General features: G+C 31.6%; 23 protein-coding genes, 5 tRNA genes, 1 pseudogene and 1 riboswitch. Of the genes and pseudogenes, 18 read left to right on the top strand and 11 right to left on the bottom strand.

Translation table 11 applies throughout. The annotated features are described in order from the left end of the window. The 3 genes and pseudogenes from CCO88_RS04960 to rpmB all read right to left on the bottom strand — a co-directional run. A pseudogene (locus CCO88_RS04960) lies at nucleotides 1-466 on the bottom strand (methyl-accepting chemotaxis protein); the annotation flags it as partial. An 11-nt stretch (nucleotides 467-477) separates the two neighbouring features. After that, entirely contained in the window at nucleotides 478-693 is a 216-nt protein-coding gene (locus CCO88_RS04955; protein WP_002778454.1) for an HP1242/YdcH family protein, read from the bottom strand. Nucleotides 694-889: 196 nt separating this feature from the next. Beyond that, on the bottom strand, nucleotides 890-1,084 hold the full coding sequence (gene rpmB / locus CCO88_RS04950; protein WP_002778456.1) for a 50S ribosomal protein L28: 195 nt from the start codon (nucleotides 1,082-1,084) through the stop codon (nucleotides 890-892). Between the two features lie 137 nt (nucleotides 1,085-1,221). On the opposite strand from rpmB, the gene rpe reads away from it, so the two are divergent. The 3 genes from rpe (at nucleotide 1,222) to thiC (ending at nucleotide 4,091) form a co-directional block, all read left to right on the top strand. Beyond that, nucleotides 1,222-1,869, top strand: a complete 648-nt coding sequence (gene rpe / locus CCO88_RS04945) for a ribulose-phosphate 3-epimerase (RefSeq protein WP_002783571.1) — start codon at nucleotides 1,222-1,224, stop codon at nucleotides 1,867-1,869. Then, nucleotides 1,866-2,627 (top strand): 3'-5' exonuclease, encoded by a 762-nt coding sequence (locus CCO88_RS04940; protein ID WP_002780764.1) that lies wholly within the window; start codon nucleotides 1,866-1,868, stop codon nucleotides 2,625-2,627. The genes rpe and CCO88_RS04940 overlap by 4 nt, the downstream gene beginning before the upstream one ends. Nucleotides 2,628-2,649: 22 nt before the next feature. Beyond that, nucleotides 2,650-2,754, top strand: a riboswitch (TPP riboswitch). Between the two features lie 44 nt (nucleotides 2,755-2,798). Then, nucleotides 2,799-4,091: a phosphomethylpyrimidine synthase ThiC gene (gene thiC / locus CCO88_RS04935; RefSeq protein WP_002780766.1), complete on the top strand. Its 1,293-nt coding sequence runs from the start codon at nucleotides 2,799-2,801 to the stop codon at nucleotides 4,089-4,091. Here thiC and CCO88_RS04930 read toward each other — a convergent pair. Genes CCO88_RS04930 through CCO88_RS04905 form a run of 6 tightly spaced genes read right to left on the bottom strand, consistent with a single transcriptional unit; the run spans nucleotide 4,083 to nucleotide 8,261 of the window. Further along, a complete protein-coding gene (locus tag CCO88_RS04930; protein WP_002780767.1) occupies nucleotides 4,083-4,601 on the bottom strand; it encodes a hypothetical protein in 519 nt (172 codons plus the stop codon). The genes thiC and CCO88_RS04930 overlap by 9 nt on opposite strands. Further along, on the bottom strand, nucleotides 4,598-5,122 hold the full coding sequence (locus tag CCO88_RS04925; protein WP_002780778.1) for a hypothetical protein: 525 nt from the start codon (nucleotides 5,120-5,122) through the stop codon (nucleotides 4,598-4,600). The genes CCO88_RS04930 and CCO88_RS04925 overlap by 4 nt, the downstream gene beginning before the upstream one ends. Continuing rightward, the gene (locus CCO88_RS04920) at nucleotides 5,119-6,105 is read right to left on the bottom strand and encodes a hypothetical protein (RefSeq protein ID WP_002780779.1); all 987 of its coding nucleotides are present in this window, start codon (nucleotides 6,103-6,105) and stop codon (nucleotides 5,119-5,121) included. Before CCO88_RS04920 ends, CCO88_RS04925 begins: the two co-directional genes overlap by 4 nt. An 8-nt stretch (nucleotides 6,106-6,113) precedes the next feature. Beyond that, nucleotides 6,114-6,737: a lysophospholipid acyltransferase family protein gene (locus CCO88_RS04915; protein ID WP_002778463.1), complete on the bottom strand. Its 624-nt coding sequence runs from the start codon at nucleotides 6,735-6,737 to the stop codon at nucleotides 6,114-6,116. Continuing rightward, nucleotides 6,721-8,022 carry a tRNA (N6-isopentenyl adenosine(37)-C2)-methylthiotransferase MiaB gene (gene miaB, locus CCO88_RS04910; protein ID WP_002780781.1) on the bottom strand — a complete coding sequence of 434 codons (1,302 nt, stop codon included), beginning with the start codon at nucleotides 8,020-8,022 and terminating at the stop codon, nucleotides 6,721-6,723. Before miaB ends, CCO88_RS04915 begins: the two co-directional genes overlap by 17 nt. Beyond that, a complete protein-coding gene (locus tag CCO88_RS04905; protein WP_002778465.1) occupies nucleotides 8,019-8,261 on the bottom strand; it encodes an HP0268 family nuclease in 243 nt (80 codons plus the stop codon). Before CCO88_RS04905 ends, miaB begins: the two co-directional genes overlap by 4 nt. Before the next feature lie 124 nt (nucleotides 8,262-8,385). On the opposite strand from CCO88_RS04905, the gene nusA reads away from it, so the two are divergent. Then, the gene (nusA, locus tag CCO88_RS04900) at nucleotides 8,386-9,474 is read left to right on the top strand and encodes a transcription termination factor NusA (protein ID WP_002778466.1); all 1,089 of its coding nucleotides are present in this window, start codon (nucleotides 8,386-8,388) and stop codon (nucleotides 9,472-9,474) included. A gap of 26 nt (nucleotides 9,475-9,500) precedes the next feature. On the opposite strand, the gene CCO88_RS04895 is transcribed toward nusA, so the two are convergent. After that, nucleotides 9,501-10,688 (bottom strand): MFS transporter, encoded by a 1,188-nt coding sequence (locus tag CCO88_RS04895; RefSeq protein ID WP_002778467.1) that lies wholly within the window; start codon nucleotides 10,686-10,688, stop codon nucleotides 9,501-9,503. 71 nt (nucleotides 10,689-10,759) lie between these two features. Here CCO88_RS04895 and CCO88_RS04890 point away from each other — a divergent pair, with 71 nt between their 5' ends. Genes CCO88_RS04890 through recG form a run of 3 tightly spaced genes read left to right on the top strand, consistent with a single transcriptional unit; the run spans nucleotide 10,760 to nucleotide 14,830 of the window. Next, nucleotides 10,760-11,806 carry a dehypoxanthine futalosine cyclase gene (locus CCO88_RS04890; RefSeq protein ID WP_002785990.1) on the top strand — a complete coding sequence of 349 codons (1,047 nt, stop codon included), beginning with the start codon at nucleotides 10,760-10,762 and terminating at the stop codon, nucleotides 11,804-11,806. Then, nucleotides 11,806-13,026, top strand: a complete 1,221-nt coding sequence (locus tag CCO88_RS04885) for a M16 family metallopeptidase (RefSeq protein ID WP_002785991.1) — start codon at nucleotides 11,806-11,808, stop codon at nucleotides 13,024-13,026. The genes CCO88_RS04890 and CCO88_RS04885 overlap by 1 nt, the downstream gene beginning before the upstream one ends. Beyond that, a complete protein-coding gene (recG, locus tag CCO88_RS04880) occupies nucleotides 13,016-14,830 on the top strand; it encodes an ATP-dependent DNA helicase RecG (protein ID WP_002839628.1) in 1,815 nt (604 codons plus the stop codon). Before CCO88_RS04885 ends, recG begins: the two co-directional genes overlap by 11 nt. Before the next feature lie 2 nt (nucleotides 14,831-14,832). Here recG and ctb read toward each other — a convergent pair whose 3' ends face one another. Further along, nucleotides 14,833-15,219, bottom strand: coding sequence for a truncated hemoglobin Ctb (ctb, locus tag CCO88_RS04875; protein WP_002780786.1), 387 nt, complete (start codon nucleotides 15,217-15,219; stop codon nucleotides 14,833-14,835). Nucleotides 15,220-15,300: 81 nt separating this feature from the next. On the opposite strand from ctb, the gene nssR reads away from it, so the two are divergent. The 11 genes from nssR (at nucleotide 15,301) to CCO88_RS04820 (ending at nucleotide 20,164) form a co-directional block, all read left to right on the top strand. After that, a complete protein-coding gene (nssR, locus tag CCO88_RS04870) occupies nucleotides 15,301-15,897 on the top strand; it encodes a nitrosative stress-sensitive transcriptional regulator NssR (RefSeq protein WP_002780788.1) in 597 nt (198 codons plus the stop codon). A gap of 10 nt (nucleotides 15,898-15,907) precedes the next feature. After that, a complete protein-coding gene (locus CCO88_RS04865; RefSeq protein WP_002778476.1) occupies nucleotides 15,908-16,609 on the top strand; it encodes an amino acid ABC transporter permease in 702 nt (233 codons plus the stop codon). Continuing rightward, the gene (locus CCO88_RS04860; RefSeq protein WP_002809477.1) at nucleotides 16,602-17,258 is read left to right on the top strand and encodes an amino acid ABC transporter permease; all 657 of its coding nucleotides are present in this window, start codon (nucleotides 16,602-16,604) and stop codon (nucleotides 17,256-17,258) included. The genes CCO88_RS04865 and CCO88_RS04860 overlap by 8 nt, the downstream gene beginning before the upstream one ends. A 1-nt stretch (nucleotide 17,259) precedes the next feature. After that, a complete protein-coding gene (locus tag CCO88_RS04855) occupies nucleotides 17,260-17,997 on the top strand; it encodes an amino acid ABC transporter ATP-binding protein (protein WP_002815436.1) in 738 nt (245 codons plus the stop codon). A 134-nt stretch (nucleotides 17,998-18,131) separates the two neighbouring features. Beyond that, nucleotides 18,132-18,207: transfer RNA gene (locus tag CCO88_RS04850), tRNA-Thr, on the top strand. Between the two features lie 60 nt (nucleotides 18,208-18,267). Next, nucleotides 18,268-18,353 (top strand) — tRNA-Tyr (locus tag CCO88_RS04845). A gap of 6 nt (nucleotides 18,354-18,359) precedes the next feature. Then, nucleotides 18,360-18,436 (top strand) — tRNA-Gly (locus tag CCO88_RS04840). 95 nt (nucleotides 18,437-18,531) lie between these two features. Beyond that, nucleotides 18,532-18,606, top strand: a tRNA-Thr gene (locus CCO88_RS04835). Nucleotides 18,607-18,666: 60 nt separating this feature from the next. Continuing rightward, nucleotides 18,667-19,866 (top strand): elongation factor Tu, encoded by a 1,200-nt coding sequence (tuf, locus tag CCO88_RS04830; RefSeq protein WP_002779448.1) that lies wholly within the window; start codon nucleotides 18,667-18,669, stop codon nucleotides 19,864-19,866. Between the two features lie 52 nt (nucleotides 19,867-19,918). After that, nucleotides 19,919-20,077, top strand: a complete 159-nt coding sequence (gene rpmG, locus CCO88_RS04825) for a 50S ribosomal protein L33 (protein ID WP_002779449.1) — start codon at nucleotides 19,919-19,921, stop codon at nucleotides 20,075-20,077. A gap of 11 nt (nucleotides 20,078-20,088) precedes the next feature. Further along, nucleotides 20,089-20,164 (top strand) — tRNA-Trp (locus tag CCO88_RS04820). The last annotated feature ends 13 nt before the right edge of the window (nucleotides 20,165-20,177 follow it).

Here is a 20,177-nt window from a genome sequence, read left to right as displayed (position 1 = left end):
TAGCAGCATTTAATGCTAAAAGATTGGTTTGATCGGATACATCTTTAATAAGGTTAATTACATTTGTAATCTCATCAACGCTACGATGTAAAGTTCCTGCAACATCGCGTGTTTTATTAGCTGACTCTGTGATATCACCCAAAGAAGCGTTTATAGAATTGGCTATATGGTTTAATTCATCCATTTCAGCTAGTGAAGTTTTGGAATAATTAGAAATAATTTCAGCTTTATTAACATTTTCAAGCATATCACTTTGGACTATGGTAATATTTTTTAAAACACCGCTTAATAATACATTTAAAAGATCGGTTTTTAACTTTGACTCTAAAGCTTCTTGCTCTAAGAGTGAAATTTTATCTTTTAACTCTAAATTTTCAGCCTTGATTTTCTCAAGCTGCTGAGTAAGATTTTGGTTTTCATTCTTGATATCTTGAAGCTCTGTATGATTTATTTTACTTCCAAACATATTTTTTTACCCTATTTTTTATAGTTTGCTAGATATTGGTTTAACTGATCTTTAATATGTAATTTTTCTTTTTTAAGATTTGAAATTTCAATATCACTTAATAAATTTCTTCCTTCTTCTGCATCTTTAATTTGATCGTCAAGTTCATTATGGCGCTCAAATAATTTATCAAAATGCGCATCTTTTCCTTTTAACTCTGACATAAGTTCACGATATTCATGTAACATAAAATTCTCCTTAAAAATTGATACAATTTAAAAAATATTAAACGATATGTTACATTATAACTAATTAAATGATATTTTTGGCTTAAAAAATGCTAAATAATTCAATAAATCTTAAATATGTTACAAATTAGCGATTTGTTAAATTAAATAATTATAATGAAGATTTTTAAGTCATTGAGGACGAATCCTCAAGAGTTTATTTAGAGTTTTGTTTTTTTAAAGTTCTTAAAGTAGAGGCAGCAATTCTCATTTTTCTTGTAGTGCCATCTTCTAGGGTTACACGAACTGTTCTAAGATTAGGTAAAAAGCGTCTTTTTGTTTTATTGTTAGCATGGCTGACATTATTACCCACCATTGGTCCCTTACCTGTGATTTGACATATTCTTGCCATATTTGCATCCTTTGGAAATTTTAAATCAAGATTTTATCAAATTTAAGCTTAAAATATTCAAATATTTATACTATTTTTAATTTATAAATAGATAAAATGTTTTTCTTTAAAATTTTTTACTTTACGAGGCTAAGCTTATGTATGTAGCTCCGAGTTTATTATCGGCCAATTTTTTAAAACTAGAAGAAGAGATTAAAGCAATTGATGAAGCAGGAGCTGATCTTTTGCACATTGATGTTATGGACGGGCATTTTGTTCCAAATTTAACCTTTGGACCCTGTGTAATAGAAAAAATTTCAACCATTACCGAAATACCTTTAGATGTCCATTTAATGGTAAAAGATGTGGGTAAATTTGTAGATCTTTTTATCCCTATCAAGCCTAAATTTATTTCTTTTCATATAGAAAGTGAAGCCCACCCTATACGACTTTGCGAGTATATAAGAAGTCAAGGAATCCATCCTGCTATTGTTTTAAATCCACATACTCCTATAAATTCCATAAAACATATGATAGACTTTGTAGATATGGTGCTTTTAATGAGTGTTAATCCTGGCTTTGGCGGACAAAAATTTTTACCTTTAGTATATGATAAAATCAAAGAATTAAGAAGACTGATCGATGAAAAAAATGCTAAGGTTTTTATAGAGGTTGATGGTGGGGTTAATGGCTTAAATGCAAGCGATTTAGAAGCTGCGGGAGCAGATATTTTAGTCGCTGGAAGTTATATTTTTTCTTCAAATGATTATAAAACTTCAATTTCATCTTTAAAGCTTGAATTTTGAGTTTGCAGCAAGTTGATCAGATTATTTCTATCTTAAGTAAGCAAAGCAAGCCCTATGAGTGGGTAATTAAAGAATTTAAAAAGATTGAAGAATTAAAAGATTATGAACTTGATTTAGAAACTTTCGAGCTTTTGGGTTTGGGTTTAACTCTAGATAAAAATAATATTTTTACCTTGCAAACGCGTACAAAAAAGATCAAAGAAGAAATTTTTTGCATTGTAGATATAGAAAGTACAGGCGGGATTAAAAACGGACAAATTTTAGAAATAGGTGCAGTTAAGATAAAAAATTTGCAAGAAATCGATCGTTTTAGCTCTTTGGTACAGGTAAAAGAAATTCCTGAAAATATTACAGAACTTACAGGAATTAATTTAGACATGGTAAAAGATGCACCGAGTTTGACTAAGGTTTTAAATGATTTTAGACTTTTTTTAAAAGACAGTATTTTTGTCGCACATAATGTGCGTTTTGATTATGGTTTTATTTCCAAGGCTTTAAATGAGTGTGGTTTTGGAATTTTGCTTAATCGTCGTATTTGCACCATAGAATTTGCGCAATGCTGTATAGAAAGTCCAAGATATAAATTAGATGTTTTAAAAGAGCTTTTAGGGATAAAAAATGCCCACCATAGAGCTTTAAACGACGCTTTGGCTGCGGCTGAAATTTTTAAACATTGTCTTGGCAAACTCCCTTATCATATCAAAACCACTGAAGAACTTATAAATTTTACCAAGACTTCTCGCATAAAGCAAAAATAAAATATTTAAAGAGTATAATTAAAACATAAATGACGGGAGCTTGTGATACAGGCTGAGAGTAAGCTAAAAGCTTAGACCGAACCGGAACTAGATAATGCTAGCGTCGGGAAGATTTATACTTTCTACAATTTACTTGCACCCTCATTTATCCAAATTTTTCAAAGGATAAATATGAAAACTCAAATGCTTTATGCCAAAGAAGGTATTTTTACCAAAGAAATGGAGATTGTTGCTCAAAAAGAAGAAGTAAGCAAAGATTTTTTGCTTGCAAATATAGCTTGTGGTAAGATTATCATCCCTGCTAATATCAATCATAAAAGTCTTGATCCAAATGGTATAGGACTTGGACTTCGCACTAAGGTAAATGTAAATTTAGGTGTTTCAAATGATTGTGTTGATTATAGTGAGGAGATGAAAAAAGTAGAGCTTGCTCACAAATTTGGAATCGAAGCTATTATGGATTTAAGCAATTATGGCAAAACAAGTCGTTTTAGAGATGAGCTTATCGCAGTTTCAAAAGCTATGATAGGAACAGTTCCAGTTTATGATGCGGTAGGATTTTTAGAAAAAGATCTAAAACAAATCAGCGCTAGGGATTTTTTAGATGTGGTTTATCATCATGCAAAAAGCGGGGTTGATTTTATGACTATACATGCGGGTATAAATTCGCGCGCGGCTAGAGTTTTTAAAGAAAGCAAAAGACTTACTAATATAGTTTCTAGAGGAGGATCAGTACTTTATGCGTGGATGGCTATGAAAGAAGCTGAAAATCCTTTTTTTGAATACTATGATGATTTGCTTGAAATTTGTTTAAAATACGATGTGACACTATCTTTAGGTGATGCTTTGCGTCCAGGATCTACACATGATGCAAGTGATGCAGCGCAAATTTCTGAACTTATCGAATTATCTTTACTCACTCAAAGAGCGTGGGAAGCAGGTGTTCAAGTAATGATAGAAGGACCTGGACATATGGCAATTAATGAGATTGAAGCTAATATGCAAATTGAAAAACGCATTTGCAAAGGCGCTCCTTTTTATGTTCTAGGGCCTTTAGTTACGGATATTGGTGCTGGATATGATCATATAAGTGGAGCTATCGGTGGTGCTGTGGCTGCTGCTGCGGGTGCTGATATACTTTGTTATGTAACTCCTGCTGAACATTTAAGATTGCCTAATTTAAATGATGTTAGAGATGGTATAGTAGCTACTAAGATTGCAGCTCATGCAGGGGATTTAGCTAAGCTTCCAAAAGAAAGAAAAAGAGATGATGAGATGAGTAAGGCGAGACAGGATATCGACTGGGAGAAAATGTTTAAACTTGCCATTGATGGCGAAAAAGCTAAAAAAATGTTTAACGAAAGACGCCCCGATGATCTAAATTCCTGCTCTATGTGTGGAAAAATGTGTGCTATGAATACAATGAATCAGGTCTTAAAAGGCGAGAATGTAAGTCTAGTTTGAGTAAATTTGCACATTAAGATTTATCATTATCCCATGATCACTAGCCTTTAAGGTCATGGGATAATCAATCTTTACAAGATTGTTATATTGAGCTAAGGCATCTATGAAGTCATATAAGCGTCTAGGATTATTTATCGATGCTCGGATGTTGATTCTATGGGTAAGATATTTTTCTTTTTTATCTAGTTTAAGTTCTGTTATTTGGATATTTTCAAAGTATTTTTCTAAAAAATTTTGAAAGTGCGTGAGATTGAATTGTTGTTCAAATTGCTCTAGACTTTTATTATTTTCTGTTCTTAAGGCGCTTATTTTATTTTCACTAGCATCTAGCTTAGCTTTTGCTGCATTAAATATAGCTGCTTGCGAATTTTTTCTTAAATGGGTTTGTTTGTAATCTTTCAGCACAGGCAATAATAAAAATAAAATCAAAGCAGTACATACAGTAATAAAGCTTAAAACATAAATAACAATCTTTAAAATATTTAATTCTTCAAGACTTTTATCTTTCATTGTAAAACTCCTGAATTTTGTTTACTTATGCTAATAAAGCGATACCAGCCATTGTTTAAACGATAATAAGTTGTAAAGCTTTGATCAAAAATACTTTTTAGCGGTGTTTCTAAAAGTAGGGCAAACATTTCTTTTGTTGGCGTAACTCCTATAAGTTTTAGAGAATTTTCTTCTTGTTCTATACTTTCAAGAGTGATTCCATCGGTTTTAACTATTATATCAAAAAGATTTTTTAAGCTATTTTTGAAAGCTTGATTTTGAGTGTGAAAGGTATTTGCAATTTTACTTTGTTCTAGAAGAATATCATATAATTTTCCGTTTTCTTGTGTTTTATTTTGAAATTGCAAAACTTGTTCTTTTTGTTCTTCTATAAAATTATGCGTTAATGCGATTTGAGTAAGATATAGAAAATATACCGCAAAAATAAAAACTATACCAAAACTAAAAAGCCCAAACCATATTTTGTCAAAGAGTGTAAAGATAGGTTTTTTTCTAGGTTGTATGAAGCTATAGCTTTTCACTGAAGCTCCTTTTGCATAAGTTCTATGATTGAATCTAAGGTATTGATTGGCTTAGACTCAATTTCCAGTAAAGTTTCTTCTTCTAAAAATTCAATAGCACTTTGATCAAGCTCTTTGGTGCTAAGGATTAAAGCCTTATCGATAAACGCACTTGGATATTTGTCATCTTTATAAAATTTTTCAATACTTGTAACAATATGACGACAAAGTTCTATGTCGTTTCCAAATTGATCCATTTCTTCAAGATCAAATTTATCTTTGCCATCCAAAAACTCTGAATCATTCTCATTATTTCCTAAAATATTATCAAATTGATCAAGAGCTTTAAGCTTATCTTCTAGGGTTTCATTAAAATTATCAAGCGTTACTTCAGTATCATTTAATGTATCTTCGCCTAAGTTGTCTAAATTCTCTTCTTGATGTCCAAATTCTAGATCCAATTCTTCTTCAAAGAAAATGATATCTCCATATAAAATTTCAATACCTCGGCAAATTATAAGAGTTAGAATATGCTCATGCTTATAGGCGTAAAGAGTTATTTTATCGCTGTTTAGTTTTTCTTTTAAAATATTATGATAAAGTATAGCAAAAGGAGAGTATAAAAAATCTAAACCACCATAATCTTCAAACAATTCATTAAAGTATTCTATGTGTTCTGTTGCTGTGTATATCAAAGCATTATTTAAAGCGATGGATTTTAAGCTCATTTTACCTACATTAAAACGCTCAAAATCCTTGTCGTTTTTACTAGGAATCAAACCTTGCTCTTTGACATTTAAAAATAATGCTGTGTGATAAAATAAAAATTTGCTATTGAGTGTTTTTACATATTCTAATAATTTTTCACTCTTATCAAAGGTTTTTTCATTACTACTTATAAGTTTGTGATTTTTATATATAGAAGTTTTAAGGATGTTTTTTTTATCTTCTAAAATAATACTTGTGAAAAGTTGTGGTAATATTTTTTTAAGTAAAAATAACATTTTATTCCTTAAAATTTATCCATTTGTTCAATTTTTTTAAAATGTTCAAGTAAAAAAAATTTAGCTTGATCTTTATCTAAACTTGAAATATCCAAGGGTTCGCTAAGCCTATAGACTAAATGAGTAAAAGGCTTAGGTAAAATCATTTTATCCCAACTTTTAAATTCCCAAAAATTTCTTGCCTCATAGTTTAAAATTCTTATTTTAACATTTTTTTTCTGTGCAAGCAATACCGCTCCATCTGAAATGCTATGATAAGGTCCGCGTGGCCCATCAGGAGTAATGACTACATCATGATTTTCATCTAAAATTTTAAAAGCACTTCGAAGAGCTGTACTAGCTCCTTTTGAAGTGCTTCCACGCACGGTATCTAATCCAAACAATTTGATAATTCTAGCAATTTGCTCCCCATCTCTATGATGAGAGATCATAACATAAGCTTTTTTTCCTTTTTTGCCAAAATGCCTAAATGCGAAAGGCATAAGGGCAAGACGCCCATGCCAAAAAAGTATCACATTAGAAATTTGATCAACTTTATCACCTTTGTAGGTTTTTTTACAAGTAAGAAAAATCAACCATTGTAGAATGAAAACTAAGCGTGCTATAAAAGCTATTTTAAATGATTTCCCCATATAAAACCATACGCTTTGCATTAGTAATTTTTACTTCTTTAAAAGTTCCTAAGAGCTCTTCGCTGCCTTCAACTTGCACTAGAAAATTATTATCTGTTCTACCCACGATAGCATTGCCTGCTCTTAATTCTTCAAAAAGAACTTTAAAAGTTTTATTTTCTTGTTTTTTAACAATATCGTCTAAAATTTCATTATGACGAGCCTGTAGAGTACTAAGTCGATTTGAGGCTATCTCTTCATCGATTTGATTTGGCATGGTAGCAGCTTTGGTTAAAGGGCGTTTAGAGTATTTAAAAGAAAACATTTGTTCAAAGCGTACTTTTTCTAAAACTTCCATGGTTTCTTCAAAGTCTTTATCGCTTTCTCCTGGAAATGCAACAATAATATCTGTGGATATGCTAACATTTGGGCAAAGTTCTCTTAATTTTAATGCCCTATCTAGATACCATTCTTTGGTGTAACCACGCTTCATAGCTTTTAAAATTTGACTTGAGCCACTTTGCAAAGGCATATGCATTGATTTACAAACTTTTGGATTTTTGGCAAATACTTCTAAAAATTTATCGTCCATATGTAGAGGATGAGGACTTGTAAAACGGATGCGCTCTAATCCTTCTATGGTGCTAAGTTCTTCTAAAAGATCTGAAAAATCCATTTTTTTGTGTTCATTTCTAAATCTTTTACCATAATTATTGACATTTTGTCCTAATAGGAAAATTTCCTTAGCTCCTTTATCTACTGCTTTTTGTGCTTCTTTATAGATGATATTTAAAGGAATGGAAATTTCATCTCCCCTTGTATGGGGAACTATACAATAAGTACAATGCTTATCACAACCTATAGAGATATTAATATATGATTTATAAATGCTATTTCTAAAATCCCCAAAAGCGAATTCACTCTCATCATAATCTATATCAACGCTCATAAATTTAGGAGTGTTAACAGCTTGGGTAATTTTAGAAATATTCCTAGCTCCTAGTACAAAATCCACATAAGGAGCACGACGAAAGATTTCACTCCCTAAATGAGAAGCTGTACATCCACAAACTCCTATTTTTGCGCCTGATTTTTTAACCTTTTCAAAGCCACCCACTTCTGAAAAAAGCTTATGCACAGGCTTTTCACGCACAGAGCAGGTATTGATAAGTATCAAATCTGCTTCTTTAATATCTTCTGTTAAAGTATAATTATCTTTTTGCGTCAGTTCTGCTATCATATGTTCAGAATCTCTGACATTCATTGCACAGCCTAAGGTTTGAATAAAAAGTTTTTTCGAGCTCAAAGAATATGAACCTCATACATAAAATCATTACTATCTAAACCATATCTGATAGTTCTATGATAAACACTTAAGCCTTTTTTTTCAAAGTGTTCAACCAAGGCAATAAGATCTTTGTGTGAATTTTCTTTATCAAAATAAAAAAACTTTTGTCCTTCTTGATTTACAGCCTCTTCAATTTTAGCTAGACTAATATTTTTAGGCTCTTCATTGATTAAATTTCTTGCCAATTTTAAATCCATATTATATCCTTAGCGTCTTTTAAATCTATAATTTTATCAAATTTTACTTTTAATTAAACTTATTAAAGATATACTTTTAATCTACTTTCTTAAAAAAATCCCAAAAGAAAAGGTATCGATAATTATGGAAAGAATCGCAGACATTATAGAAAGCATTGCGAATGAGAAAAATTTAGATATAGAAAGCGTGAAAGAAAAAGTTATTATAGCTTTGATAAATACAGCAAAAAGAATTTATGGGCAAGAATATGACTTTTTTGTAGATAGAAAAAATTTAAATCTTTATCAAAAAATTACAGTTGTGGCTGATAATGACGAAAGATTGAATGAAAATAAAGAAAGTTATATTGAATTTAGCAAGGCTAAAAAAGAAGCACCTGATGTTGAAATTGGTGATGAGCTTACCTATGAATGTTCTTTAGAAAATTTAGGAAGAACAGCTGTAAATATTTTACATAAAGAATTAGAATACCATATACAAAAACTACTTGAGCAAACCATTTTTGAAAAATATAAAAATAAAGTCGGTCAAATGGTTTTTGGAAATGTTGTGCGAATTGATAATGAGGAAAATACCTATATAGAAATCGATGAGCTAAGAGCTTTTTTACCTAGAAAAAATCGCATCAAGGGTGAAAAATTTAAAGTGGGCGATGTTGTTAAAGCTGTGATACGCCGTGTTTATACGGATAAGGGTATTAAAATGGAGCTAAGTCGCACAAGCCCTAAATTTTTAGAATGTTTACTTGAAGCAGAGGTGCCTGAAATTAAAGATGGATATGTAAGCGTAGTTAAATGCGCTAGAATTCCTGGAGAAAGAGCGAAAATTATACTTCAAGCAAATGGGGCAAATATTGATCCTGTGGGAGCTACTGTAGGTGTAAAAGGGGTTAGAATCAACGCTGTGAGTAAAGAATTACATAATGAAAATATAGATTGTATTGAATTTAGCAATGAACCTGAAATTTTAATCGCAAGAGCTTTAGCACCTGCTATAGTGAGTTCTGTAAAAATTGAAAATGAAAAAGCAATTGTAACTTTAAACAGCGAGCAAAAGAGTAAGGCCATTGGAAAAAGCGGTATTAATATTCGTCTTGCGGGTATGCTTAGTGGATATGAAATCGAACTTAATGAAGTGAATGCTCGCACCACAAGCAATACTTTAAGTAATGAAGAAGCCTTGAAAAACTTGCAAGATTTATTTAAAATTTAATCTTTTAATTTGTGAATTTGTAAAATTCACAAATATTTCTTATCAAACCATCTCCAATAAAAAGCCGCAAATATAAATACCACTCCAAGTAAAGCCGTGATTATAGCAAGCTTAAAACCTTGTTCAAACAATAAGCCCATGAGTTGAGAAATAAGAGCGCTAAAGCTAAGATAAACCATATCTGTATAAGCAATCACTCTGCCATAGTAAGTTTTATCACAATTTTTCTGAATCATAGTATAAGTATAAGCCCAAAGGGATGAGGTACAAAATCCCGCAGCAATAAGGCCTATAAATGAAATATAAAAATTAAACTGGGTTAAAGCCCAAAGTATAATTCCTAAACCTTGACCTAAGTATAGAAAAAATACATTTTTATTGTTTGTGATTTTACTTAGAAAAATAGGACCAAAAGCTAAAGCTAAAGCCCTTATTGCATTTAAAAACCCTATAACCAAAGCAGCGGATAAAACTTCTTTGTATTCGTGTTGGGCTAATAAAGTTACGAGTGTTTCATAAGCGGTAAGTCCTATAAAAGCGTGCAATATAATAAGATGAAGGATAATTTTATTTTGTAAAACATATAAAAAACCTTCTTTAATCAGAATAAAAAATTTATTTTGAATTTTTTGTTTAAAATGAGGAATATGAAGTTTGGTTAAAAATAAAATTCCAATAATTATCAGACAACAATCAAACAAAAAGGCCGCTTTAATGCCAAAGAAATTGATAAAAATTCCCGCACTTGCCATACTTGCTGTATAAGAAACCGCCCAAATTACACTATGCATCTCATTAGCAAGCTTGAGTTCTTTTGGATTTAAAATTTTAGCTAGCAAGCTCATTTCAGCTTGAAAATAAATCGAAGCCACGCAAAGTCTAACAAAAATTAAAATAAATAAAAGCCAAAGCATGCTAAGACTGGTTACAAAGATAAGGCAGAAAATAGAAACAAGTTCTATGCTAATCATACTTAACAAAAGCTTTTTGGGTTTGTTTTTTTCTACTATAACTCCATTAATAGGAGCAAGCAAAACTCCTGGTAAAAAAGCAAGCATAGCGCTTGTAGCCGTTGCCCAAGTAGGAGCGTTAAGGCTTACTAAAAGAGTAAAAACACCTGTTTGGGAAAACCAAGCGCCAAAATACACGATAAATTGTACTAAGGTTAGTATTCTAATATTTTTATTATTTTTCAATAAGTCAATATAATTCATAAGCGAAACTATAGCATAATTTATGTTTTTAAATGCTATAATAAAGCTAAAAATGGATTTAAGGAAATAACTTGAAAAGATTAGATAAAGAAGAAGCTCTTTATTTGTTAAGGAATGCAAATTTAGTAGAACTTGGAGAAATGGCTTATCAAAGAAAATTAGAACTTCATCCCGAAAAAATCACCACCTTTGTTGTAGATAGAAATATAAACTACACCAATGTTTGTTGCATAGATTGTTCTTTTTGTGCTTTTTATCGCCATCATAAAGAAGATGACGCTTATATTTTGAGTTTTGAAGAAATTGGTAAAAAAATCGAAGAGCTTGAAGCTATTGGAGGGACGCAAATTCTTTTTCAAGGCGGGGTGCATCCTAAATTAAAAATAGAATGGTATGAAGAGCTTGTTTCGTGGATTAAGGAGCATTATCCAAATATTACCGTGCATGGTTTTTCTGCAGTTGAGATTGCTTATATTGCCAAGGCTTCTAAAATTTCAATTTCTGAAGTTTTACAAAGACTTCAAGCTAAAGGTTTGTTTTCAATACCTGGAGCGGGTGCTGAGGTATTAAGCGATAGAGTGCGAGATATTATCGCGCCTAATAAATGCGATACTGCTACTTGGCTAGAAGTACATAGAAGAGCGCATGAAATCGGTATGAAAAGCACTGCTACTATGATGTTTGGAACGGTTGAAAGTGATGAGGAGATTATAGATCACTTCGAGCATTTAAGAAAATTACAAGATGAAACAGGAGGATTTAGAGCTTTTATTTTATGGAGTTTTCAAAGTGAAAATACAGCATTAATCCAAAAACATCCTGAAATCATGAAGCAAAGTTCAAACAAATATTTAAGACTTTTAGCTTTGGCTAGACTTTATTTGGATAATTTTAAAAATTTACAAAGTTCTTGGGTAACACAAGGTTCATTGATTGGGCAACTTGCTTTAAAATTTGGGGCCAATGATTTAGGCTCAACCATGATGGAAGAAAATGTTGTAAGCGCTGCAGGTGCGAGTTATAGAATGAATCAAGATGAGATGATAAGACTGATTAAAAGCTTAGGTGAAAATCCCGCTAAGCGTAATACAGCTTATGAAATTTTAGAAAGGTTTTAATGCAGAATTTAGAAGTTAGTGGAGTAAAAATTCCTTTTATTTTTGAAGAAAATAACGATTTTCCTATTGTTATCTTAAAGCTTGTTTTTAGAAACTGTGGAAGAAGTTATGATGAAATAGCAGGACTTGCAAAGATGTTTGCAAGAATTTTAAATGAGGGTGTAGATGATAGCTTTTTTAAAGAATTGGAATTTAAAGCTGTAAATTTGGAAGCAAGTAGTGGTTTTGAAAGTTTAGAAATCAATCTTTCTTGCTTGAAAGAAAATTTTGAATTTGCTTTAAAACACTTAGAAAACTTACTCTTAAATCCTAGATTTGAAGAAAAAATTTTAGAAAAATTAAAAATCAATGCCCTAGGTGAGCTTGCTAGTAAAAATAGTGATTTTGATTATTTAGCAAAAAATTTGCTTAATAGCGAAATTTTTGAATGTAAAGAATTTCAAAGTCCAAATGATGGCGATGAAAAAAGTATCAAGCAAATTTCTTTAAGCGACTTGGAGAGTTTTTATAAGAAAAATATTAATTTAAGCAATCTTGTAGTGATTTTAGGCGGGAATTTAGCCCAAGAAAAGGCTAAAGGCTTATTAAATAAATTATTAGCAAAACTTCAAAAAGGCAGTCAAAATTCACAAAAAACTTATGAAATTAACTCAAAAAATAAAGACATAATCCAAATCAGAAAAGAAAGCGAACAAGCCTATATTTACTTTGCTGCACCCTTTTTTACAAAATTTAATGATAAGGATTTTTATCTTGCAAAAATCGCACTATTTATTTTAGGTCAAGGCGGTTTTGGATCAAGGATAATGGAAGAAATTCGTGTTAAAAGAGGGCTTGCGTATTCTGCTTATGCTATGCTTGATATGAATGCATCTTTTACTAGAGTTTTTGGTTATTTGCAAACTAAAAATGAAAGTGCTAAAGAAGCTAAAAAGATAGTTAAAGAAGTATTTAGAGATTTTGTAAAAGAAGGAGTGAGTCAAAATGAGCTTGTGCAGGCTAAAAATTTTCTCATAGGTTCAACTCCTTTGCGTTATGAAAGTCTTAGTAGGCGTTTGTCGATAAGTTTTAATGAGTACTATCAGGGATTGCCAAAAGGATATTATAAAGAAGAATTAAAGCTTATAGAAAAAGTAGAGCTTCAAGAGCTAAATGCTTATATTCAAAAACATAATGAAATTTTAGATTTAAATTTTGCAAGTATTGCAAATGAAAATTAAAGAAAATGATTTTGATTTTTTTAAAAAATTAAAAATTAAAAGCGCGATTGATTTAGCGCTTATCTTACCTAAAAAAATCGAAAATTTAAGTCCAAGCAAAACACCTAAAGAAAATGAGCTATGCACTCAAAAAATAATCATTAAAAGCATTCATTCAAAAAAAGGTCAGCTCTTTGGTTTGGGATTTTGTAAAGAGTGGAGTCAAGACATTTCCTTTGTGTTTTTTCATCCTAGGGCTTGGCACTTTGGAATTTGCAAAATAGGCAAAGAACTTATTTTAAATGGGAAACTTACGCGTTTTGGCCATGTTTGGCAATTTAACAATCCTAAAATTTTAACTTCTTTTGCAGGTTTTGCTCCAAAATATCAAATTCAAGGTTTACAAGATAAAAAAATTTCTGAATTTATACACAAATATCTTAATTATGAAAATTTAAAAGAAAGTGGGATTGAGGATAAATATATCCATTTTCTTTTAAATTTACACACTTATGATGAAAAAAGTTTTTTGATGTTTGAGAATTTGGAGCGCTTTGAGAAAGATTTAAAATATATTGAAATTTACAATTTTTTAAAACGCTTGAAGGCTAAAAAAAGTCACTTTAAAGCTTATGAAATTGAAATTTTCAATACAGCCAATTGGCTAAAAAATTTACCCTTTTCACCCACTCGTGATCAATTAAATGCTTTAAAGGATATAGAGCAAGATTTGGACTCTAAAGAAGCTAAAAGACGGGTGGTTATGGGGGATGTAGGCTGTGGCAAGACTTTGGTTTTGTTGGGCGCTGCTTTGATGGTGTATCCAAAACAAGCTATCTTAATGGCTCCTACTAGCATACTTGCCAATCAACTCTATGAAGAGGCAAAAAAGCTTTTGCCTGAATTTGTGGATATTTTATTTATTAAAGGGGGTAAAAAAGAAAAAGATTTGGAAGAAAAAATTAAAAAAGCCAATTTGATTATAGGAACCCATGCGCTCATTCACCTTCAAAGTCATAATGCTGTGCTTGTAATGATAGATGAGCAGCATCGCTTTGGCTCTGCGCAGCGTCAGCAAATTTATTCTTTAAATGAAAATGAATTAGCCCCACATTTTATACAATTTTCTGCAACTCCCATTCCAAGAACTTTAAGCATGATACAATCAGAACTTTTAAATTTTAGTTTTATCAAGGAAATGCCTTTTAAAAAGGATATCACCACTCTTTGTATACAAAATGAAGGTTTTGCAAAGCTTAGTGAAAAAATCAAAGAAGAAATCGCACAAAATCATCAAATCATCATCATCTATCCCTTAGTCAATCCAAGCGATAAAATTCCTTATCTTTCTTTAGAACAAGCAAGGAGGTATTGGGAGGATAATTATGAAAAAGTTTTTGTTACGCATGGAAAAGACAAGCAAAAGGATGAAATTTTGGAGCGGTTTCGTGATGAGGGAAATATTTTATTAAGCACCACAGTCGTAGAAGTAGGAATTTCATTGCCAAGGCTTAGTACTATTGTTATTGTAGGAGCGGAGCGCTTAGGCCTTGCTACCTTGCATCAACTTCGCGGACGCGTGGGCCGTGTCGGACTTAAAAGCACTTGTTATCTTTATACAAAACTCAAAGAAATTCCAAGTCGTTTAAAAGAATTTGCTAGTACTTTAGATGGTTTTAAAATCGCAGAACTTGATCTTAAAAATCGTTTGAGTGGAGATTTGCTCGATGGATTTATCCAGCATGGAAATGAATTTAAATATTTTGATTTTTCCAAAGATGAATACATTTTGGAAAAAGCAAAAAAAGATTTGATGGAAATATAATCTTAATGTCCACCAAAACGATAAAGCATATTTTGAAAATGCGAGGCTATCATTTGTGCGCGCTGTAAAATAACATTTTTCATTTCTTCATTATTGTAAATTTTATCTAAACTTTCTTCAAAAAGTCCTAACCAAATTCCAAAAAATTCTTGCGGAAAAGGAGGCAAATCAAGATGTTTTTTTAGAGGTTGTCCGATATAATCACCTTCCCCTAGCAACATTCCTGCCCAAAAATTCCCTATTTTTGCTTTGTGCTCTTTCCAAGCTTCATCGCTAGTTCCTATGGCATTGTTAAAAATAGGCCCTAAATCCTTATCTTTTCTTATTTTGTCATAAAAAAGTTCCATAAGTTTAGCTATACTTTCTTGATTTATAGTTTCATATTTCATTGTGTTTGCCTTTGGATAAAAATTTATCGTTAATATAGCACAAACAAAATGAGATAAAATTAACATAGGTTAAATATTATAATGCAAGAGTATTTAGATTTTTTAAAGGGTATAGGTAAAATAAGAAAATTTGAAAAAAATAATATTTTATTTTTTGAAGGCGAAAAGGCATTAAAATTTTTTATTCTTTTAAAAGGTAGAGTGCGTGTATACAAAAGCACAGCAGGCGAAAAAGAGATTACTTTGCATTATTTTACCCCGCCTAATTTTATAGCCGAAATGCCTACATTTAAGCGTTTGAGATATCCAGCAAATGCTATTTGTGAAGAATATTGTGAAATTTTAGAAATTGATTTTGAAGATTTTGAAACCCTGTGCAGCCAAAATAAAGAATTTAATTTCTTGCTTATTTCATCTCTTTTTGAAAAAATTAAAATTTTAGAAAAAAAATTATTAGAAAATTCTTTGGATTTAAAAAGTAAACTTGCAAGATATCTTTTGGAAAATGAAAAGAATTTGGCTCAAATTTCGCAAAGACAAATTGCAGTGGATTTAAGTGTTCGTGCTGAATCTTTGTCAAGAATTCTAAAAGAATTTAAAAATTCAGAGCTAATTGAGACAAAAAAGGGTAAAATTGAGATCCTAGATAAAGAGGGTTTAAAAAAAGGACTTTGGTAATAGGAATAAAATGGATTTTGATTTTATACTAGCTAATTCAAATGCTTTTATTGCAGCTGCTTGGCTTACTTTAAAACTTAGTTTTTTTGGTATTATTTTTTCTATAATTATAGGCTTTTTTTGTATTTTAATGAGTTATTTTAAAATAACGATTATGGAAGCTTTTTGTAAAGTTTATATAGAATTTTCTCGCAATACTCCTTTATTGATACAGCTTTTTTTCTTGTATTATGCTTTGCCTAAATTTGATATTCATTTAGAACAAATTCCGCCTTTGAATTTGATTTGTTTAAGTGTAGATGAGGCTTTGCGTCCAGCGTTTGCTTGTGCTATTGTGGGGCTTAGTTTTTTGGGCGGTTCTTATATGGCAGAGAGTTTTAGAGCTGGTTTTGAAGCCATTAAAAAGCAGCAATTTGAAGCAGGTCTTTCTTTGGGTTTTACTAAATTGAATAATTTGCGTTATGTTATAATGCCTCAAGCTTTAGGGGTTTGCTTGCCAGGAATAAGCGCAAATATTGTTTTTCTTATTAAAGAAACCTCTGTTGTGAGCATTATAGCTTTGCCGGATTTAGTCACCGTTATGAAGGGTTTAAATTCACTTACTTATAAAACGGATGAGCTTTTATTGCTTTTGTTTTTGGGATATTTATGTATCATACTGCCTATTTCTTTGTTTTTGTTCTTTTTGGAAAAAAGGTTTTCAAATGTTTGATCTATTAAATCCAGATACTTTAAGTCGACTTTGGAAAGGCTTGTATATCACACTTGAAATTTCTATTGTAAGTATTATTATAACTTCTTTTGGCGGGCTTTTTTTAGGTATTTTGATGAGTCTGAAAAATCGTTATATTTATATTTTATGTCGTTTTGCTTTAGAATTTGTTCGTGTTATGCCGCTACTAGTATGGCTTTTTATGGTATATTTTGGACTTTCTAGATGGTTGGGTATAAATTTAAGCAGTGTAAGTTCGGCTATTATTGTTTTTGGTATTTGGGGAAGTTTTGAAATGATGGATTTGGTAAGAACTTCTTTAAAAAGCATTCCTAAACACCAATACGAAAGTGCAGCAAGTCTTGGTTTAAATAAAGCTCAAAGTTATTTTTATATTATCATTCCTCAAGCTATGCGTCGTTTAACACCTATGAGTATGAATTTATTAACACGCATGATTAAAAGTACAACTTTTGCTTATTTAATCGGTGCGGTAGAGCTTGTAAAAGTGGGGCAGCAAATCATCGAATTTAACAACAAAAATGATTTAGCACCATTTATTATTTATGGTCTAATCTTTTTTATCTTTTTTTTAATTTGCTATCCTGTTACTTTATATTCTAAAAAATTAGAAAAAAAATGGAGTTAAAATGAGTATTTTAAAGATAAAAAATTTGCAAAAATATTATGGCTCTCATCATGCTTTAAAGAATATCAACTTAGAAGTAAAACAAAAAGAAGTGGTGGTGATTTTAGGTCCAAGTGGTTGCGGAAAATCTACTCTTTTGCGTTGTATTAATGGGCTTGAGGAAATTGCAGATGGGGTTATAGAAATAGGACAAGATAAGATCGATAAAAATTTTAAAGATTGGACAAGAGTGCGTCAAAAAGTGGGTATGGTATTTCAATCATACGAGCTATTTGAACATTTAAGCGTGAAAGATAACATACTTTTAGGTCCTTTAAAAGTACAAAAAAGAGCTAAAGAAGAAGTTTTGCAAGAAGCTAAAATTTGGCTTGAAAAAGTAGGTTTAGCACATAAAATCGATGCTTATCCAAAAGAGTTAAGCGGAGGGCAAAAACAAAGAATAGCTATAGTGCGCAGTCTTTGCATGAATCCAGAGCTTATGCTTTTTGATGAGGTTACAGCAGCACTTGATCCTGAAATCGTTCGTGAAGTTTTAGAGGTAATTTTAAATTTGGCAAAAGATGGAATGACTATGCTTATAGTCACTCACGAGATGGGATTTGCAAGAGCGGTAGCCGATAGAATAATTTTTATGGATAATGGAGAAATTATCGAAGAAAATACTCCTGATGGTTTTTTTGAAAATCCTAAAAGCGAAAGAGCTAAGAAATTCCTTAATTTATTTGACTATCATAAATGATTTCAATAAAAAATCTTAGTTTTTGTATTTTTAATGGGAAATTTTTAATTATGAAATTGTTTTTTAAATAATTTATAGCGCATAATCTTGACAAACTATTTTTTTTCAGATATAATACCATCTTTAAATTATTTGCTGGTTTAGCTCAGTTGGTAGAGCAGCTGCCTTGTAAGCAGCAGGTCGGGGGTTCAAGTCCCTTAACCAGCTCCATTATTTTAGCAGTGTTTGACCAGAATATTACAATAAGCTTAGATGTAATATTTCATTTATGGTGAGTTACTCAAGTGGCCAACGAGGGCAGACTGTAAATCTGCTGGCTTTCGCCTTCCGTGGTTCGAATCCACGACTCACCACCATGCTTTGCGGGAGTAGCTCAGTTGGCTAGAGCATCAGCCTTCCAAGCTGAGGGTCGCGGGTTCGAGTCCCGTTTCCCGCTCCAAAGTTTGACTGGGAGCTGTATTTTTTTTCTAACTTACAGTAAATCCCCTAAAATTGTTTTTTAGTTGTCTATGTTTTTATATAATTTTTCTGAGCGCTCGTATGGCTCAGAGGTAGAGCACTCCCTTGGTAAGGGAGAGGTCGCGGGTTCAATTCCCGCTATGAGCTCCATAAAATTGAAAAAATTATAAATATAGACTTGCCTTGTTAAATTTTTATATGGAGGAAAAAATGGCTAAAGAAAAATTTTCACGTAATAAGCCACATGTAAACATTGGTACTATTGGTCACGTTGACCACGGTAAAACTACTTTGACAGCTGCTATTTCTGCTGTTCTTTCAAGAAGAGGTTTGGCAGAACTTAAAGATTATGATAATATTGATAACGCTCCTGAAGAAAAAGAAAGAGGTATCACTATTGCAACTTCTCATATTGAATATGAAACAGATAATCGCCACTATGCACACGTTGATTGTCCAGGTCACGCTGACTATGTTAAAAACATGATCACTGGTGCTGCTCAAATGGACGGTGCTATCCTTGTTGTTTCTGCAGCTGATGGTCCTATGCCACAAACTAGAGAGCACATCCTTCTATCGCGCCAAGTAGGTGTTCCATATATCGTTGTATTTATGAATAAAGCAGATATGGTTGATGATGCTGAACTTTTAGAATTGGTTGAAATGGAAATTAGAGAATTATTAAGCTCTTATGATTTCCCAGGTGATGACACACCTATTATTTCAGGTTCTGCTTTAAAAGCTCTTGAAGAAGCAAAAGCTGGACAAGATGGCGAATGGTCAGCGAAAATTATGGATCTTATGGCTGCTGTTGATAGCTATATTCCAACTCCAACTCGTGACACTGAAAAAGATTTCTTAATGCCAATTGAAGATGTTTTCTCAATTTCAGGTCGTGGTACTGTTGTTACAGGTAGAATTGAAAAAGGTATTGTAAAAGTTGGTGATACTATAGAAATCGTTGGTATTAAAGATACTCAAACAACAACTGTAACTGGCGTTGAAATGTTTAGAAAAGAAATGGATCAAGGTGAAGCAGGGGATAATGTTGGTGTTCTTCTTCGTGGCACAAAAAAAGAAGAAGTTATCCGCGGTATGGTTCTTGCTAAACCAAAATCAATTACTCCACATACTGATTTCGAAGCTGAAGTTTATATCCTAAATAAAGATGAGGGTGGTAGACATACTCCATTCTTTAATAACTATAGACCGCAATTCTATGTAAGAACAACAGATGTAACAGGTTCTATTAAATTAGCTGATGGCGTTGAAATGGTTATGCCTGGTGAAAATGTAAGAATTACTGTAAGCTTGATTGCACCAGTAGCGCTTGAAGAAGGTACTCGTTTTGCTATCCGTGAAGGTGGTAAAACTGTTGGTTCAGGTGTTGTTTCTAAAATTATTAAGTAATTTTAAAAGCCAAGTTTAATACTTGGCTTTAAATTTTTTAAGGAAAATATAAATGAGAATTAAAGTTGGTTTAAAATGTGAAGAATGTGGTGATATTAATTATAGCACCTATAAAAATGGCAAAAATACTACAGAAAAATTGGAATTAAAAAAATATTGCCCAAGATTAAAAAAACACACACTTCACAAAGAAGTTAAGCTAAAAAGTTAAGCTTATGCCCTAGGGCAATAGCTCCAACGGTAGAGCACCGGATTCCAAATCCGATGGTTGGGGGTTCGAATCCCTCTTGCCCTGCCATAATTAAGGTTTA

The sequence above is a fragment of the Campylobacter coli LMG 9860 genome (genome assembly GCF_000254135.1).
GTDB classification, from domain to species: domain Bacteria; phylum Campylobacterota; class Campylobacteria; order Campylobacterales; family Campylobacteraceae; genus Campylobacter_D; species Campylobacter_D coli.
This window is presented reverse-complemented; position numbering and strand designations above follow the sequence as displayed.